Source organism: Nocardia sp. NPDC058633 (assembly GCF_042717045.1).
In the GTDB taxonomy this organism is placed as follows: domain Bacteria; phylum Actinomycetota; class Actinomycetes; order Mycobacteriales; family Mycobacteriaceae; genus Nocardia.
In genome coordinates this window covers 154,883-170,964 of the sequence record NZ_JBHXRA010000003.1, presented here as the reverse complement: position 1 = coordinate 170,964, position 16,082 = coordinate 154,883, and the positions used below count along the sequence as shown (strand labels likewise).

The 16,082-nt window shown below is 65.1% G+C and carries 12 protein-coding genes; 5 read left to right on the top strand and 7 right to left on the bottom strand.

Annotation, left to right across the window (positions count from 1 at the left end; translation table 11 throughout):
* Positions 1-133 precede the first annotated feature (133 nt).
* From ACFWUR_RS04690 to ACFWUR_RS04680, 3 genes are all read left to right on the top strand, one after another.
* Positions 134-1,213 carry an ABC transporter ATP-binding protein gene (locus ACFWUR_RS04690; RefSeq protein WP_378901892.1) on the top strand — a complete coding sequence of 360 codons (1,080 nt, stop codon included), beginning with the start codon at positions 134-136 and terminating at the stop codon, positions 1,211-1,213.
* Positions 1,214-1,768: 555 nt separating this feature from the next.
* The gene (locus tag ACFWUR_RS04685) at positions 1,769-5,269 is read left to right on the top strand and encodes a DNA-directed RNA polymerase subunit beta (protein ID WP_378901889.1); all 3,501 of its coding nucleotides are present in this window, start codon (positions 1,769-1,771) and stop codon (positions 5,267-5,269) included.
* A gap of 114 nt (positions 5,270-5,383) precedes the next feature.
* A complete protein-coding gene (locus tag ACFWUR_RS04680; protein WP_378901886.1) occupies positions 5,384-9,337 on the top strand; it encodes a DNA-directed RNA polymerase subunit beta' in 3,954 nt (1,317 codons plus the stop codon).
* A gap of 87 nt (positions 9,338-9,424) precedes the next feature.
* Here ACFWUR_RS04680 and ACFWUR_RS04675 read toward each other — a convergent pair whose 3' ends face one another.
* The 4 genes from ACFWUR_RS04675 to ACFWUR_RS04660 form a co-directional block, all read right to left on the bottom strand.
* Complete coding sequence (locus ACFWUR_RS04675; RefSeq protein ID WP_378901883.1) at positions 9,425-10,288, bottom strand: formate/nitrite transporter family protein; 864 nt, start codon at positions 10,286-10,288, stop codon at positions 9,425-9,427.
* A 240-nt stretch (positions 10,289-10,528) separates the two neighbouring features.
* Positions 10,529-10,858 (bottom strand): helix-turn-helix domain-containing protein, encoded by a 330-nt coding sequence (locus ACFWUR_RS04670; RefSeq protein ID WP_378901880.1) that lies wholly within the window; start codon positions 10,856-10,858, stop codon positions 10,529-10,531.
* The gene (locus ACFWUR_RS04665; RefSeq protein ID WP_378901877.1) at positions 10,858-11,226 is read right to left on the bottom strand and encodes a type II toxin-antitoxin system RelE/ParE family toxin; all 369 of its coding nucleotides are present in this window, start codon (positions 11,224-11,226) and stop codon (positions 10,858-10,860) included. Before ACFWUR_RS04665 ends, ACFWUR_RS04670 begins: the two co-directional genes overlap by 1 nt.
* 42 nt (positions 11,227-11,268) lie before the next feature.
* Positions 11,269-12,270, bottom strand: coding sequence for a DMT family transporter (locus ACFWUR_RS04660; RefSeq protein ID WP_378901874.1), 1,002 nt, complete (start codon positions 12,268-12,270; stop codon positions 11,269-11,271).
* Positions 12,271-12,308: 38 nt separating this feature from the next.
* Here ACFWUR_RS04660 and ACFWUR_RS04655 point away from each other — a divergent pair, with 38 nt between their 5' ends.
* Positions 12,309-12,839 (top strand): CGNR zinc finger domain-containing protein, encoded by a 531-nt coding sequence (locus ACFWUR_RS04655; RefSeq protein WP_378901871.1) that lies wholly within the window; start codon positions 12,309-12,311, stop codon positions 12,837-12,839.
* Positions 12,840-13,056: 217 nt separating this feature from the next.
* Here the strand turns inward: ACFWUR_RS04655 and ACFWUR_RS04650 are convergent, their stop codons facing one another.
* Complete coding sequence (locus ACFWUR_RS04650; protein WP_378901869.1) at positions 13,057-13,725, bottom strand: hypothetical protein; 669 nt, start codon at positions 13,723-13,725, stop codon at positions 13,057-13,059.
* A 65-nt stretch (positions 13,726-13,790) separates the two neighbouring features.
* On the opposite strand from ACFWUR_RS04650, the gene ACFWUR_RS04645 reads away from it, so the two are divergent.
* The gene (locus tag ACFWUR_RS04645) at positions 13,791-13,958 is read left to right on the top strand and encodes a hypothetical protein (protein ID WP_378901867.1); all 168 of its coding nucleotides are present in this window, start codon (positions 13,791-13,793) and stop codon (positions 13,956-13,958) included.
* Here the strand turns inward: ACFWUR_RS04645 and ACFWUR_RS04640 are convergent, their stop codons facing one another.
* On the bottom strand, positions 13,959-14,600 hold the full coding sequence (locus ACFWUR_RS04640; RefSeq protein WP_378901865.1) for a hypothetical protein: 642 nt from the start codon (positions 14,598-14,600) through the stop codon (positions 13,959-13,961). It lies immediately after the preceding gene.
* A 110-nt stretch (positions 14,601-14,710) separates the two neighbouring features.
* Positions 14,711-15,967, bottom strand: coding sequence for an FAD-dependent oxidoreductase (locus ACFWUR_RS04635; RefSeq protein WP_378901862.1), 1,257 nt, complete (start codon positions 15,965-15,967; stop codon positions 14,711-14,713).
* Positions 15,968-16,082 lie beyond the last annotated feature (115 nt).

Here is a 16,082-nt window from a genome sequence, read left to right as displayed (position 1 = left end):
CAGGTTACTCTTCAGTCATGTAGGGGTGTGCCCCGTCTCACTGATGGGTTACAGTGACCGGACCCACAAGAGTCGTAGCGCACCGCCGTGATGTGAGCGCGCGGGAACGCGGGTGGGGTGCTCGCAGGGATCAATGGAGGTAGCAGTGGGCGTCGAGGTCAGAACCGAGGGTGTAACCAAATCCTTCGGTTCACAGCGAATTTGGCAGGACGTGTCGATCACGCTCCCTTCGGGTGAGGTCAGTGCGTTGCTCGGCCCCTCGGGTACGGGTAAGTCGGTCTTCCTGAAGTCGCTCATCGGTCTGCTGCGACCCGAGCGCGGGTCCATCTTCATCGATGGCACCGACATCATGACCTGCTCCAACAAGGAGCTCTACGAGATCCGCAAACTGTTCGGCGTCCTTTTCCAGGACGGCGCGCTGTTCGGCTCGATGAATTTGTACGACAACATCGCTTTCCCGCTTCGTGAGCACACGAAGAAGACGGAATCCGAGATCCGCCGAGTCGTCATGGAGAAGCTCGAGCTGACCGGTCTGCTCGGCGCAGAGAACAAGCTGCCCGGTGAGATCTCCGGCGGTATGCGCAAGCGCGCCGGTCTGGCCCGCGCGCTGGTTCTCGACCCGCAGATCATCCTCGTCGACGAGCCCGACTCGGGCCTGGACCCGGTGCGTACCTCGTACCTGGCCCAGCTGCTGCTCAACATCAACGCGCAGATCGACGCGACGATCCTCATCGTGACGCACAACATCAACCTGGCCCGTACCGTGCCGGACAACATCGGCATGCTCTTCCGTCGCCAGTTGGTCATGTTCGGTCCCCGTGAGGTGCTGCTCACCAGCGAGGAGCCGGTGGTCAAGCAGTTCCTCAACGGCCGCATGATCGGCCCGATCGGTATGTCCGAGGAGAAGGACGAGGCGCAGATGGCGCGCGAGCAGGCGCTCGTCGACGCCGGTCACCACCACGGTGGCGCCGAGGAGATCGACGGCATCATCCCGCAGATGAAGGCCGAGCCGGGCATGCCCGCCCGCCAGGCGGTGTTCCGTCGTCAGGCGCGCGTGCGCGAGATCATCCACACGCTGCCGCACGCGGCGCAGGTGGCGATCCGCGAGTCACTGGATTCCTCCGATGACACCCAGGTGATGGCGGCCTACGGCGGCAGCGACCAGCCCACCGAAACCTTCAAGGCGGTTCCGCACGGCCAGATCAACGGCTGAGCCACTTTCGCACCTCGGATGAGCCCCGGCCACGGCCGGGGCTCATTTGCGTGACAGGCCGGAAAACAGCTGCTGACCGGCCGCTGCGACGGTTGGCGTACACGGCGTGTCGCGGGTAAAATGACCGCGGTTCGAGACCGGGGATATCCAGCGTCCCAGGCGATCTCACTTCGCGAACAGACCGCCCCGCGGCACTTGACGAGGCGCGCGCGAACCGTCACCCTATTCACAACAGCGTGAGCTGTTGAGGGGCACCAGCGGTCGGCTAGAAGTTGGCCCGGCGCCGAAGGAACCCGACGCAGCCAGCGTCCACGGGCTTCGGCGCGTTATCCGTGCGAGCGGTCACACGGATGGTATGTTGACACTCCCTTGTCTAGGGGTGTAAGTTTGGACGTTGCGCTGGCTGCCTCCTGTCCACACCTTGATTCGCACTCGTGAGTTCCACCCTTCCGGTGTTACTTCCGCTGCTGCCTGTTCAGGTTTCGTTCGGGTTGTAACCAGCGGAACTCGTAGCAGACAAGCGACGGTCGCGGACCACCACGCGACGCGCGTGAGGTGCTGGAAGGACGCATCTTGGCAGTCTCCACCCAGACCAAGGCTGGTATCCCCGGAGCCCCGTTGAGGGTTTCGTTCGCGAAGATCCGAGAGCCCTTGGAGGTGCCCGGACTTCTCGACCTACAAACGGACTCGTTCGCCTGGTTGGTCGGTACACCCGACTGGCGCGAGAAGGCAGCCGCTCGCGGCGATGTCGGTCTCGCAGGCGGCCTCGAGGAGGTGCTCGAAGAGCTCTCTCCGATCGAGGACTTCTCCGGTTCCATGTCCCTGTCGTTCTCTGATCCGCGCTTCGAAGAGGTCAAGGCCTCCATCGACGAGTGCAAAGAGAAGGACATGACCTACGCGGCGCCGTTGTTCGTCACCGCGGAGTTCATCAACAACAACACCGGCGAGATCAAGAGCCAGACGGTGTTCATGGGCGATTTCCCCATGATGACCGACAAGGGCACCTTCATCATCAACGGCACCGAGCGTGTCGTCGTCTCTCAGCTGGTCCGTTCCCCGGGCGTCTACTTCGATCACAACATCGACAAGACCACCGAGAAGGACCTGCACAGCGTGCGCGTGATTCCGTCGCGCGGCGCGTGGCTGGAGTTCGACGTCGACAAGCGCGACACCGTCGGTGTCCGTATCGACCGCAAGCGTCGTCAGCCGGTTACCGTGCTGCTCAAGGCGCTGGGTTGGACGACCGAGGAGATCGTCGAGCGTTTCGGCTTCTCCGAGATCATGATGTCCACCCTGGAGAAGGACAGCACGCCCGGCCAGGACGAGGCGCTGCTCGATATCTACCGCAAGCTGCGTCCGGGCGAGCCGCCGACCAAGGAGTCCGCGCAGACTCTGCTGGAGAACCTGTTCTTCAAGGAGAAGCGCTACGACCTGGCTCGCGTGGGTCGTTACAAGATCAACAAGAAGCTCGGCATCCACGTGCACGAGCCGGTGACCTCCTCGGTTCTCACCAAGGAAGACATCGTCGACACCATCGAGTACCTGGTGCGCCTGCACGCCGGTGACCGCACGATGACCGCCCCCGGCGGTGAAGAGGTCCCCGTCGAGATCGACGACATCGACCACTTCGGTAACCGTCGTCTGCGCACCGTCGGTGAGCTCATCCAGAACCAGATCCGCGTGGGCCTGTCCCGCATGGAGCGTGTCGTTCGTGAGCGGATGACGACTCAGGACGTCGAGGCGATCACGCCGCAGACCCTGATCAACATCCGCCCGGTTGTCGCGGCGATCAAGGAGTTCTTCGGAACTTCGCAGCTGTCGCAGTTCATGGACCAGAACAACCCGCTGTCGGGTCTGACCCACAAGCGCCGCCTGTCGGCGCTGGGCCCCGGTGGTCTGTCCCGTGAGCGTGCGGGTCTGGAAGTTCGTGACGTCCACCCGTCGCACTACGGCCGCATGTGCCCGATCGAGACCCCGGAAGGCCCGAACATCGGCCTGATCGGTTCGCTGTCGGTGTACGCGCGGGTCAACCCGTTCGGCTTCATCGAGACCCCGTACCAGAAGGTCGTCGACGGCAAGGTCACCGACGTGGTCAAGTACCTGACCGCCGACGAGGAAGACCGCTACGTTCGCGCGCAGGCCAACTCCCCGGTCGACGCCGAAGGTCGCTTCCTCGAGGAGAAGGTGCTCGTCCGCCGTCAGGGCGAAGAGGTCGAGTTCGTGTCGCCGGCGCAGGTCGACTTCATGGACATCTCGCCGCGCCAGATGGTGTCGGTCGCGACGGCCATGATCCCGTTCCTCGAGCACGACGATGCCAACCGTGCCCTCATGGGCGCGAACATGCAGCGTCAGGCCGTGCCGCTGATCCGTTCCGAGTCCCCGATCGTGGGCACCGGTATGGAGCTGCGCGCTGCCGTCGACGCCGGCGACGTTGTCATCAACGAGAAGCCCGGTGTGGTCGAAGAGGTCTCGGCCGATTACGTCACGGTGATGGCCGACGACGGCAGCCGCAAGTCCTACCGGATGCGCAAGTTCAACCGGTCGAACCAGGGCACCTGCTCGAACCAGCGTCCGATCGTGGACGAGGGCGATCGGGTAGAGAAGGGGCAGGTCCTCGCGGACGGCCCCTGCACCGAGAACGGTGAGATGGCGCTGGGCAAGAACTTGCTCGTCGCGATCATGCCGTGGGAAGGCCACAACTACGAGGACGCGATCATCTTGTCGCAGCGCCTCGTGGAAGAGGACGTTCTCACCTCGATCCACATCGAAGAGCACGAGATCGATGCCCGCGACACCAAGCTCGGTGCCGAGGAGATCACTCGGGATATCCCGAACGTCTCCGACGAGGTCCTGGCCGACCTCGACGAGCGCGGCATCATCCGCATCGGTGCCGAGGTTCGCGACGGCGACATCCTGGTCGGCAAGGTCACGCCCAAGGGCGAGACCGAGCTCACCCCGGAAGAGCGTCTGCTGCGCGCCATCTTCGGCGAGAAGGCTCGCGAAGTTCGCGACACCTCGCTGAAGGTGCCCCACGGTGAGTCCGGCAAGGTCATCGGCATTCGCGTGTTCTCGCGTGAAGACGACGACGATCTGCCTCCCGGTGTGAACGAGCTGGTCCGCGTCTACGTGGCCCAGAAGCGCAAGATCCAGGACGGCGACAAGCTCGCCGGTCGCCACGGCAACAAGGGCGTCATCGGCAAGATCCTCCCCATCGAGGACATGCCGTTCATGCCCGACGGCACGCCGGTCGACATCATCCTGAACACCCACGGTGTGCCCCGTCGTATGAACATCGGCCAGATCCTGGAAACCCATCTCGGGTGGATCGGTAAGGCCGGCTGGAACATCGACGTGGCCACGGACGGTACGCGTCCCGATTGGGCGGCCACGCTGCCCGAGGAGATGCTGTCGGCACCCGCCGACTCGAACATCGCCACGCCCGTCTTCGACGGTGCCAAGGATGACGAGCTGACCGGTCTGCTCGGCTCGACCCTGCCCAACCGTGACGGTGAGCGAATGGTCAACGCCGACGGTAAGTCGACGCTGTTCGACGGTCGTTCGGGTGAGCCGTTCCCGTACCCGGTCGCGGTCGGTTACATGTACATCCTGAAGCTGCACCACCTGGTCGACGACAAGATCCACGCCCGTTCGACCGGTCCGTACTCGATGATCACCCAGCAGCCGCTGGGTGGTAAGGCGCAGTTCGGTGGTCAGCGATTCGGTGAGATGGAGTGCTGGGCCATGCAGGCCTACGGTGCGGCGTACACGCTGCAGGAACTCCTGACCATCAAGTCCGACGACGTCGTCGGCCGCGTGAAGGTCTACGAGGCCATCGTCAAGGGCGAGAACATTCCGGAGCCGGGCATTCCGGAGTCGTTCAAGGTGCTCCTCAAGGAACTCCAGTCACTGTGCCTCAACGTCGAGGTGCTGTCTTCGGACGGCGCCGCGATCGAGATGGGTGGCGGCGAAGACGAGGATCTGGAGCGCGCTGCGGCGAACCTGGGCATCAACCTGTCCAGGAACGAAGCAGCAACCATCGACGATCTGGCGAACTAGGTGGTAAGCGCGGTGCGGCTGTCCCGTGGAAAGGGCAGTCGCACCGCGCCCCGCGCTCGACCAAACTAGTGAACTTTTGCTCGAATTCGACCCGAATAGGGGAAAGGAAGTTACGTGCTAGACGTCAACTTCTTCGATGAACTCCGGATCGGCCTTGCCTCCGCCGATGACATCCGCCAGTGGTCTTTCGGCGAGGTGAAGAAGCCGGAGACCATCAACTACCGCACGCTCAAGCCGGAAAAGGACGGGCTCTTCTGCGAGAAGATCTTCGGTCCTACCCGGGACTGGGAGTGCTACTGCGGCAAGTACAAGCGTGTCCGCTTCAAGGGCATCATCTGTGAGCGCTGTGGCGTCGAGGTAACTCGCGCCAAGGTGCGTCGCGAGCGGATGGGCCACATCGAGTTGGCCGCTCCGGTTACTCACATCTGGTACTTCAAGGGCGTTCCGTCGCGCTTGGGTTACCTGCTCGACCTGGCGCCGAAGGATCTCGAGAAGATCATCTACTTCGCCGCCTACGTCATCGTCGGTGTCGACGAGGAGCTGCGTCACAACGAGCTCTCCACGCTCGAAGCCGAGATGGAGGTCGAGAAGAAGGCTGTCGCCGATCAGCGCGACGCCGACCTCGAGGCCCGCGCGCAGAAGCTCGAAGCCGACCTGGCCGAGCTGGAAGCCGAGGGCGCCAAGTCCGACGTGCGTCGCAAGGTCAAGGACGGCGGCGAGCGCGAAATGCGTCAGCTGCGCGACCGCTCGCAGCGTGAGCTGGACCGTCTCGACGAGATCTGGACCACCTTCACCAAGCTGTCGGTTCAGCAGCTCATCGTCGACGAGGTGCTCTACCGCGAGCTCGTCGACCGTTACGGCGAGTACTTCACCGGCGCCATGGGTGCGGAGTCCATCCAGAAGCTGATGGAGAACTTCGACATCAACGCCGAGGCCGAGAAGCTGCGCGAGACCATTCGCAGTGGCAAGGGCCAGAAGAAGCTGCGTGCGCTCAAGCGTCTGAAGGTCGTCGCGGCCTTCCAGACCAACGGCAACTCGCCCATGGGCATGGTGCTCGACGCTGTCCCGGTGATCCCGCCGGAGCTGCGTCCGATGGTTCAGCTCGACGGTGGCCGGTTCGCCACCTCCGACCTGAACGACCTGTACCGCCGCGTGATCAACCGCAACAACCGCCTCAAGCGACTGATCGATCTCGGTGCCCCCGAGATCATCGTCAACAACGAGAAGCGGATGCTGCAGGAGTCGGTCGACGCACTGTTCGACAACGGCCGTCGTGGCCGTCCGGTCACCGGACCGGGTAACCGCCCGCTGAAGTCGCTGAGCGATCTGCTCAAGGGCAAGCAGGGTCGTTTCCGTCAGAACCTGCTCGGCAAGCGCGTCGACTACTCGGGCCGTTCGGTCATTGTCGTCGGTCCGCAGCTGAAGCTGCACCAGTGTGGTCTGCCGAAGCTGATGGCGCTCGAGCTGTTCAAGCCGTTCGTCATGAAGCGTCTGGTCGATCTCAACCACGCGCAGAACATCAAGTCCGCCAAGCGGATGGTCGAGCGTCAGCGTGCCCAGGTGTGGGATGTCCTCGAAGAGGTCATCGCCGAGCACCCGGTGATGCTGAACCGCGCGCCCACCCTGCACCGCCTGGGTATCCAGGCCTTCGAGCCCCAGCTGGTCGAAGGCAAGGCCATCCAGCTGCACCCGCTCGTGTGTGAGGCGTTCAACGCCGACTTCGACGGTGACCAGATGGCCGTGCACCTTCCGCTGTCCGCGGAGGCGCAGGCCGAGGCGCGCATCCTGATGCTGTCGTCGAACAACATCCTGTCCCCGGCGTCGGGTCGCCCGCTGGCGATGCCGCGTCTGGACATGGTGACGGGCCTGTTCTACCTGACCCGTCTCGACGAGGACGGTGCGGGCACCTACCGGGCCTCCGCCAAGGATGTGCCGGAGTACGGCGTGTACTCCTCGCCCGCCGAGGCGCAGATGGCCGTCGATCGTGGCGAGCTGACCGTGCGGTCCACCATCAAGGTGCGACTGACCGAGCAGCGCCCGCCGCGTGACATCGAAAGCGAGCTGTTCCCGGACGGCTGGAAGCGTGGCGAGGCCTGGCTGGCCGAGACCACGCTGGGTCGCGTGATCTTCAACGATCTGCTCCCGGCGGACTACGCGTTCATCAACGAGCCGATGCCGAAGAAGCGTCAGGCCACGATCATCAACGATCTCGCTGAGCGTTACCCGATGATCGTCGTCGCGCAGACCGTCGACAAGCTCAAGGACGCCGGTTTCTACTGGGCCACGCGTTCGGGTGTCACCGTCTCCATGTCGGACGTGCTCGTTCCGCCGGAGAAGCCCGAGATCATGGAACGCTACGAGGCCATGGCGGACCTGATCGAGAAGAAGTACCAGCGTGGTGCGCTCGATCACGCCGAGCGCAACAACGCGCTCGTCAAGATCTGGCAGGAAGCCACCGAGGAAGTGGGCGCCGCGCTGCGCACCCACTACCCGCCGGACAACCCGATCATCACGATCGTCGACTCCGGCGCCACGGGTAACTTCACCCAGACCCGTACCCTCGCGGGTATGAAGGGCCTGGTGACGAACCCGAAGGGTGAGTTCATCCCGCGCCCGATCAAGTCCTCGTTCCGTGAGGGCCTGACCGTGCTCGAGTACTTCATCAACACCCACGGTGCTCGTAAGGGTCTTGCCGACACCGCGCTGCGTACCGCCGACTCGGGTTACCTGACCCGTCGTCTGGTGGACGTGTCGCAGGACGTCATCGTCCGCGAAGAGGACTGTGGCACCGAGCGCGGCATCGTGGTGCCGATCGCGGAGAAGCTGGCCGACGGCACGATCATTCGTGACGCGCACGTCGAGACCTCGACCTTCGCTCGGACCCTGGCGTCCGACGCGGTCGACGCCAAGGGCAACGTCATCGTGGCGAAGGGCGCCGACCTCGGCGACCCCGCGCTGGAGGCGCTGCTCGAGGCCGGTATCACCGAGGTGAAGGTTCGCTCCGTGCTGACCTGCACCACCGGCACCGGCGTCTGCGCCACCTGCTACGGCCGTTCGATGGCCACCGGCAAGCTGGTCGATATCGGCGAGGCCGTCGGCATCGTCGCGGCCCAGTCCATCGGTGAGCCCGGTACCCAGCTGACCATGCGTACCTTCCACCAGGGTGGCGTCGCCGGCGACGACATCACCGGTGGTCTGCCGCGTGTTCAGGAGCTCTTCGAGGCCCGTGTCCCCAAGGGCAAGGCGCCGATCGCGGAGGTCTCGGGTCGGGTGCGTCTCGAGGACGACGACCGCTTCTACAAGATCACGATCATCCCTGATGACGGGTCCGAGGAAGTCGTCTACGACAAGCTCTCGAAGCGTCAACGTCTGCGTGTTTTCAAGCACGACGACGGCTCCGAGCGTCTGCTGGCCGACGGTGACCACGTGGAGGTGGGTCAGCAGTTGCTCGAGGGCGCTGCCGATCCGCACGAGGTGCTGCGCGTGATGGGTCCCCGTCAGGTGCAGGTCCACCTGGTCCACGAGGTCCAGGAGGTCTACCGCTCGCAGGGTGTGTCGATCCACGACAAGCACATCGAGGTCATCGTTCGCCAGATGCTGCGTCGCGTGACGATCATCGATTCGGGTGCGACCGAGTTCCTGCCCGGTTCGCTCACCGAGCGTGCCGAGTTCGAGAACTCGAACCGTCGCGTGGTGGCCGAAGGCCGCGAGCCGGCTTCGGGCCGTCCCGTGCTGATGGGTATCACCAAGGCGTCGCTGGCCACCGATTCGTGGCTGTCGGCGGCTTCCTTCCAGGAGACCACCCGAGTGCTGACGGACGCGGCCATCAACTGCCGCTCCGACAAGCTGATCGGCCTGAAGGAGAACGTGATCATCGGTAAGCTCATCCCGGCCGGTACCGGTATCAACCGTTACCGCAACATCCAGGTGCAGCCGACCGAAGAAGCCCGTGCCGCGGCGTACGCGGTGCCGTCCTACGACGACACCTACTACTCCCCGGACAGCTTCGGCTCCTCCACCGGCGCAGCGGTGCCGCTGGACGACTACGGCTTCAGCGACTACCGCTGAGCAGTAGGTAGGCAATAGATTTCGGCCCCCGCTCTTTCGAGAGCGGGGGCCGTTTTCATGAGTTGGTGCCCGGCACAACGCTGACGATCACTGAAGGGGAGTATCCCGACCGGTAGGCGATTCTGGGGCTTCGGCGGGTTCGGGGCGGGGGCGGGAGGGCGCTGTGCGGGCGTGGGTGGCGTAGAGGGTGAGGCCTACGAAGGTGAGCCCGCCGACGAGATTGCCGACGATGGTGGGGATTTCGTTCCAGATCAGGTAGTCGCCGACCGAGAAGTCACCGCCGAGGAGGAGGCCTGAAGGGAACAGGAACATGTTGACGATGGAATGTTCGAAACCCATGTAGAAGAACAGCATGATCGGCATCCACATCGCGATCACCTTGCCCGACACCGAGGTCGACATCATCGCGGCGACCACGCCGGTGGAGACCATCCAGTTGCACAGCACGGCCCGGATGAACAGTGTGAGCATGCCCGCGGCGCCGTGCTCGGCGTATCCGAGGGTCCTGGATTCGCCGATGTGGCCGAGCTTTTCGCCGACGATGCTGGGGTCGACCGAGAATCCCATGGTGAGGGTGATCGCCATCATCACCGCGACGGTGAACGCCCCGGCGAAGTTGCCGACGAAGACCAGTCCCCAGTTGCGCAGCATCGCGCGCACGGTGACTCCACGGCGCTTGTCGATCAAGGCCAGGGGAACCAGCGTGAAAACGCCGGTGAGTAGATCGAATCCGAGCAGGTAGAGCATGCAGAAGCCGACCGGAAAGAGCACGGCGCCGAGCAGTGGTTCGCCGGTGTTCACGGTGATGGTCACCGCGAACGCAGCGGAGAGGGCGAGGATCGCGCCTGCCATGTAGGCGCGAATCATGGTGTCGCGGGTGGACATGAACGCTTTGGCCTCGCCGGCGTCGATCATCTTCTCGACGAAATTCGCCGGTGTGAGATAGGACATGGAAACCCCTTCGTAGTACTTCCAGCGCAAAAGTTTTCGCTGTCGGGGTTGCCACGCGATCACCGGGGGTTGCCCTCGCGTCTACAGCACTCTGGTCTGGACAACAGCGGCCCTGCTCGGCAGGCATCCCATGACCGAGGAACAAGCCGCCGCCGTCTGCGGACCGGCATACTGATTGTGTAGTGCGGGTTCGGGCTTTTCCGGGAGCAGAGATCGATTTCTCGTGATAAGTCCGAGAAGTCAGGCGACCTTGATGGTGTGCGGGCCGACGCTCACACTGATGTCGACGTGACCGCCGAGTGCGCGGGCGTAGGCGCGGAGGGTGTCGAGTTCCATGGCCGCCAGGTCGCCGTTCTCGATCTGGGATATACGGGCCTGACTTACTCCGAGGGCAGCTGCGAGTTCGGCCTGTGTCTTTCCCACGGTCTGTCGGAGCTCCTTGAGATGGTGTCCGGCGATGCGGCCTGCCAACTGCTCGGCTGCGGCTGCCTGGACCTTCGGATCGTCCAGCTCAGGGTGCAGCCGGTGAGCTTCTTCTTTCACTTCGCGCCAGCTTCGTGCACCAGTCATCAGATCTCCTTCTCGCTATCGGCGCGATAGTCGGCGTACCGGAGCTCGGCCAGCGGAATCGCGTCGTCGTACCACTTGGACCAGCGGCCTGTTTTGTCGCCGCTGACCAGGATGATCGCATGGCGATCCGGATCGAACACGAACAGCATTCGGATTTCCGACCGACCACTCGAACCTGGACGCAACTCCTTCAGGTTCTTCAACCGACTGTGTTCGAGGGTATCGACCAGAGGTCTGCCCAGTGCCGGACCAACGGCGGCGAGTTGGTCCAGCGCTTGCTCGATCAAGGCTGCCGAGGCAGGGTCGGACTCGCACAGCTTGATGAACCAGTGGTCGACTGGCTCCAGTAGCACGATCTCCCATTCCACGCTCTCGAGTATAAGTCAGAGCTTATGGCGCTGGTTGGTTTTTCAAGCTCCGGGTTGGGAAGGTGTGTCGAGCTCTTCGAGGGTGTCGGCCGGTGTTTCGGGGTCGCCGAGTGCGGTGGTCGTGGGTTCGCCGAGGCGGACGGTGATGACGCCGATGAGAATCAGTGCGCCGCCGAGCAATTGGATCGGGCGGGGGGCTTCGCCGAGGAGGGCCCAGGCGAAGATGAGGGCGGCGAGGACTTCGGTGAGGGCTACGAAGGAGGCCAGGCGGGAGCCGAGGCGGCGGGTGGCGGCGATGCCGGTGACGTAGGCGATCGCGGCGGTGACGATGCCGATGAGAAGGATGGGGATCCACCAGGGGGTGGTGAAGTCCTCGAAGACGGCGGGGTCGGTGGTGGCGTGGAGGGGGACGATGCCGACGGCGCCCGCGAGGAGCAGAGCCAGGCCGCCGATCAGCAGGCCGCCCGCGGCCAGCACCGTGCCGGGCAGTGCGACGCCCTCGGCCGACAGCAGGAAATAGGCGGCGGCGCCGACCATCGAGCCCAGCGCCCACACGATGCCGATCGGGTCGGTGGAAACCCCGGACAGTACATCGAGGACCAGCATGAGGCCGGTGATGCCGAGGGCGGCGCCCGCGACGGTGGCGGCTCCCGGCTGCTGTCGATGGCGCGCCCACAGCCAGCCGACGACGGCGATCGGGGCGGCGAACTCGATCAGCAGCGCGGTGCCGACCTCCATGCGCGCGACCGCGTTGAAGTACGCGAGCTGGGTGCCCGCCACGGCGACCAGGCCGTAGAAGGCGATCAGGCTCGCGTTGGCGCGCACCAGTTGCCAATTTCGCTTCAGTTGGTGAATCGCCAAGGGCAACAGGACAACTCCGGCGAGCAGGACGCGTGCGGCCACTACCGCGGCCGCACTCCAACCCGCATCCATGAGCCCGCGCGCGAGGGGCCCCGACAGCCCGAACGAGGTCGCGGAGGCGAGGGCGAAGAACAGCCCGGTTCGGATCCGACTCGCCGCGCCGTCATGAGTCAAAGTCTCCATGACTAATGACGGTAAGTAGGCTGCGGTAATATGTCAACGTGGTTTTTGCTCATGACACCGAGGCGGCGCTGCTGGCGGCGGTCGAGCTGGTCAACTCCGCGGAAGATCCGGACACGCTCACCGAGACCGCCCAACTCGCGGAGTTCCTGCACCGGCACGTCTATACCGGCGCGCACGCCGACGACGCCGCGGAACTGGCGGCCGTGCGGGCCATCCGCGCGCCGTTGCGCCGGCTGCTCACCAGCGACCGGGACGCGGCCGTCATCCTGGTCAACGACACGCTCGCCGAGCATCGCGCCGTGCCGCAGCTCGTCCGCCACGGTGATATCGACTATCACGTCCACGCGGTGCCCCCCGAGGCCGCGTTGCCGGTCCGCATCGCCGTCGAAACCGCCATGGCCATGATCGACCTGATCCGCGCCGACGACCTGAGCCGTCTGACGGTCTGCGCCGACGACACCTGCGACGGCTTGGTGCTCGATCTGTCGCGCAACCGTTCACGCCGCTACTGCAGTACCGCCTGTGGTAATCGCAATGCCGTCGCGGCCTATCGCGCGCGCCAGAAGTAGCCCGCCGCAACGCCGTGGGGAGTAACCAGCTCGACAGCCTGTCCGTGAGTCCATCGAGCAGAGCCCGAACTCGAAATTCCTTACGGCAGTGAGAGTTTCCACATCAGCATGATCGGCGAGGTGATCGGAGTCGACTCGGCCGGCCGGTTGTTCACGCGCATCGGCCGGCTCACGTCGGGCAGACCGCCGGGTAGTGCCTGGCGGTACGAGAGTGCGGCTACCGCACCTTCGGGCACTTCTTTCCCGCCAGATGACACTTGTCCTCGAAGCCCGCGGGCAGCCAGGTCCCGTCCCTCAGCTGCGGGTGATGCGGGAAGTACTGCAGGGCAGCACTGACGAAAAGCAATGCTGCCCAAGGGGTTTGGATTTGTATCTGCTGGAGTTTGCCGTCTCGGTCGGGGAACCGGCAGCCGACCCGATCCGGCGCCGTGAGGTCGATGGACTCGAGCGCGGGCCAGTGCAGCGAGAACGATCGGTCGGGATTGGTGAGATGCAGGCGCCGGTTCGAGATCATCACTGTCCCGGCTCGCTCCGCCACCCAGCGTGGTTGCGCGGCGGCCGCTGCCTGCGTGCGGCGCGTTCGGTTCACGACGGCATTGCCCAACTGCGCGGCCGTGACGATCGGGTTCGGGCCGACGGCGGGGACTCGGCTACTGTCGCCCGTCGCCCGCCACGCGTACCAATTGACCGCGCCCTCGGCCAGCGCGACTTCCCCGGGCTCGGTCCGGACTCGTGTGGCGGTGTGGGGGACCAGCGCCACTTCGCCGCGTGCGAGGAGATCGGCCACTCCGCACGTGTACAGCAGGTAATCGTCGAACCACGTCCACCCGGCCTGTTCGGCCAGGGCGCGTTCGATATCGGCCAGCGGGTCGAACACCACTCTCATCACCACCCACCCGTGCGGACGTACTGCAGTCAACGGTAGCGGAGACCGGCGACAACCCGCCGTCGATGATCTCGAGCGTTCGCGCGGCGAGCGTCGCCACCTCGGCGATGGCGCCGACGGTGTCCTCGATCGGCACGATCTGTGAAACCCTGCTCACCTCGAACGCGGCGCAGCGACTACTCGCCTACCTGCGTGATCGGTACTCAACTCCTCGGTCCGCAGTGCAAGAGTAATCAGGGCGCCCCGGTGACATAGGCCAGCGCGGTGTCGATCGCGGGTTGACCACCGGCCAACGCGTACCCGGCGAGAGCGCCGATCGCCGCGCCTGCGACCGTGGCGACCGGGACGGTGATGAAGTCGAGGACGAACAGGCCGAGCGGGAAGCCGAGGACGAAACCGATGGCGGCTCCGATCGCGGCGCCCTCGATGATCTTCGGTTGCAGCCGTTGGGTTTCGGCGAAGAAACGTTCCTGAGCGCTGATGTCGCGCACCGGGGTGGCGGATTCGCTGACCGGGGTGAGGGTCAGGCTGGTGCCCTTCTCGTCGATCGACGGCGTGAGCGGCACGGTGTGCTCGCCGACGCGCACGAGCATCGGCAGCGCCGCGAGTACGGCACCCGATTCGTCGGTCAGCGTCACGACTTTCGCGTCGTGGACGAGGTGGAACCGGCCGGTGTCGACGCTGGTGACCACCGAGCGTCGATCATCGGTCGCGCTCACCTGGTAGGTCACGCCCTTGTCCACCCCGCGCAGCGAAGGTGCCTCGGCAGGCTGTTCGGCGACAACCGGAGCGGGCTCGGCGTGCCCGTTCCCGGCCGCCGCCACGATGACCCCCATGGCGAGCAGCGCCGCCCCGACCCCAGTGCCGATCCTCATCCCGCAAGCCTCCTGCTGCCTCATCCGGGCCTCGATCGCCCGTTCGTCGCGGCAAACCTAGCCGTTGCGCCCACTTTTCGAAAAGTCGGCGATCGGCAGGGGCGGGAAAATCAGCGCCGCGCATCCGATGGTTCGACGCCGATCCGTGGACGTCGCGCGAACTCCGGTGCGTGTTCGGGGCGCAGGCCGATGCCGCCGAGGTAGGCGGTGAGTCCGGCGAGCGCGGGCACGGCGTCGACCACGCGCAGCGGCAGGGGCGCGGTGTGCAGGGTGCCGCGCAACGCGGGCGCGATGAGCATCTCGTGCTCGCCACGCTGGGATCGTTGGGTGAAGCTCGCCGGCAGCATTCGCCTGCGCTGCACCTTTTCCAGGTCGGCGCAATGCACGGTGCCGTCGAGCAGCGGTTGCGCCAGGATGCGCGCGGCCGCCACGGCGTCCTGCACCGCCAGGTTGACGCCGACTCCGCCGACCGGTGACATCGTGTGCGCGGCATCGCCGATGCACAGCAGGCCGGGCACATGCCATCGGTCGAGCATGCCCACCGTGACCTCGAGCAGCGCGACGTCGTCCCAGGTCTGGATCGCCGCCGTCGCTTCGCTGGACCAGCCGAAGAGTTCAGTGACGCGATCACGCAGCCATCGCACGTCGTGCGCGGCGCGAAGCTGCGCGTCGCAGCCTTTTTCGATGATGTAGCCGGTCTGGTAGTAGTCGCCGCGGTCGATGGCGACCGCGGAGTTGCCGCTGGTGAAGCGGGCTTGCACAGCGCCGCCGTCGACGTCGTCGGTCGCCTTCGGAATACGGAAGAACCACATGTCCATCGGCACGTCTTCCATCCGTTGGCGCAGGCCCGCGGCCTCACGCACCACGGAATCGCGTCCATCGCAGGCGATCACGAGATCGGCGCGCAGTGCGTGTTCGACGCCGTCGGCATCGAGGTAGCGCACACCGGCCACCTTGCCCGCCTCGTCGATCAGTCCGGTCGCGGTCGAGCGCATGCGCAACGTGAAGCTCGGTTCTTCGGCCGCGGCGCTGGTGAGCAGGTCGAGGAAGTCCCATTGGGGCACCATGGCGATGTGTCGGTACTTGCCGGGAATCCTCGTGAGATCGGCGGCGACCACCATGCGGTCGCCCGCGTACATGCACATCCGGGTGAGCTCGGAGCGCGGCAACCTGGCGAACTCGGCGCCCAGGCCCAATTCGTCGATCAGTCGCACCGTCGACGGGTGCACGGTGTCGCCGCGGAAATCTCGGAGGAAGTCGGCGTGTTTTTCGAGCACAACGACGTCGACTCCGGCTCTGGCCAGCAGCAGGCCGACCATGGTGCCCGCGGGGCCACCGCCGACGACGCAGCAGGTGGTCTTTTCCATGAGTATCCCCCTCGATGAATGCCCGCCCGATTTCTACGACAAAGCGTAGTAGTCGATTCGGGGGCGCGTCCAGGGTTTGGTGAAAAGCCTTGACCGGACGACCTCGTCGAGCAAT

What these genes read in the sequence shown, in the direction of transcription:
- ACFWUR_RS04690 (WP_378901892.1), top strand. Translation starts at nt 134, where the DNA reads ATGGAGGTAGCAGTGGGCGTCGAGGTCAGAACCGAGGGTGTAACCAAA.
- ACFWUR_RS04675 (WP_378901883.1), bottom strand. Translation starts at nt 10,288, where the DNA reads ATGTCCTATCTCACACCGGCGAATTTCGTCGAGAAGATGATCGACGCC.
- ACFWUR_RS04670 (WP_378901880.1), bottom strand. Translation starts at nt 10,858, where the DNA reads ATGACTGGTGCACGAAGCTGGCGCGAAGTGAAAGAAGAAGCTCACCGG.
- ACFWUR_RS04660 (WP_378901874.1), bottom strand. Translation starts at nt 12,270, where the DNA reads ATGGAGACTTTGACTCATGACGGCGCGGCGAGTCGGATCCGAACCGGG.
- ACFWUR_RS04650 (WP_378901869.1), bottom strand. Translation starts at nt 13,725, where the DNA reads ATGAGAGTGGTGTTCGACCCGCTGGCCGATATCGAACGCGCCCTGGCC.
- ACFWUR_RS04645 (WP_378901867.1), top strand. Translation starts at nt 13,791, where the DNA reads ATGATCTCGAGCGTTCGCGCGGCGAGCGTCGCCACCTCGGCGATGGCG.
- ACFWUR_RS04640 (WP_378901865.1), bottom strand. Translation starts at nt 14,600, where the DNA reads ATGAGGATCGGCACTGGGGTCGGGGCGGCGCTGCTCGCCATGGGGGTC.
- ACFWUR_RS04635 (WP_378901862.1), bottom strand. Translation starts at nt 15,967, where the DNA reads ATGGAAAAGACCACCTGCTGCGTCGTCGGCGGTGGCCCCGCGGGCACC.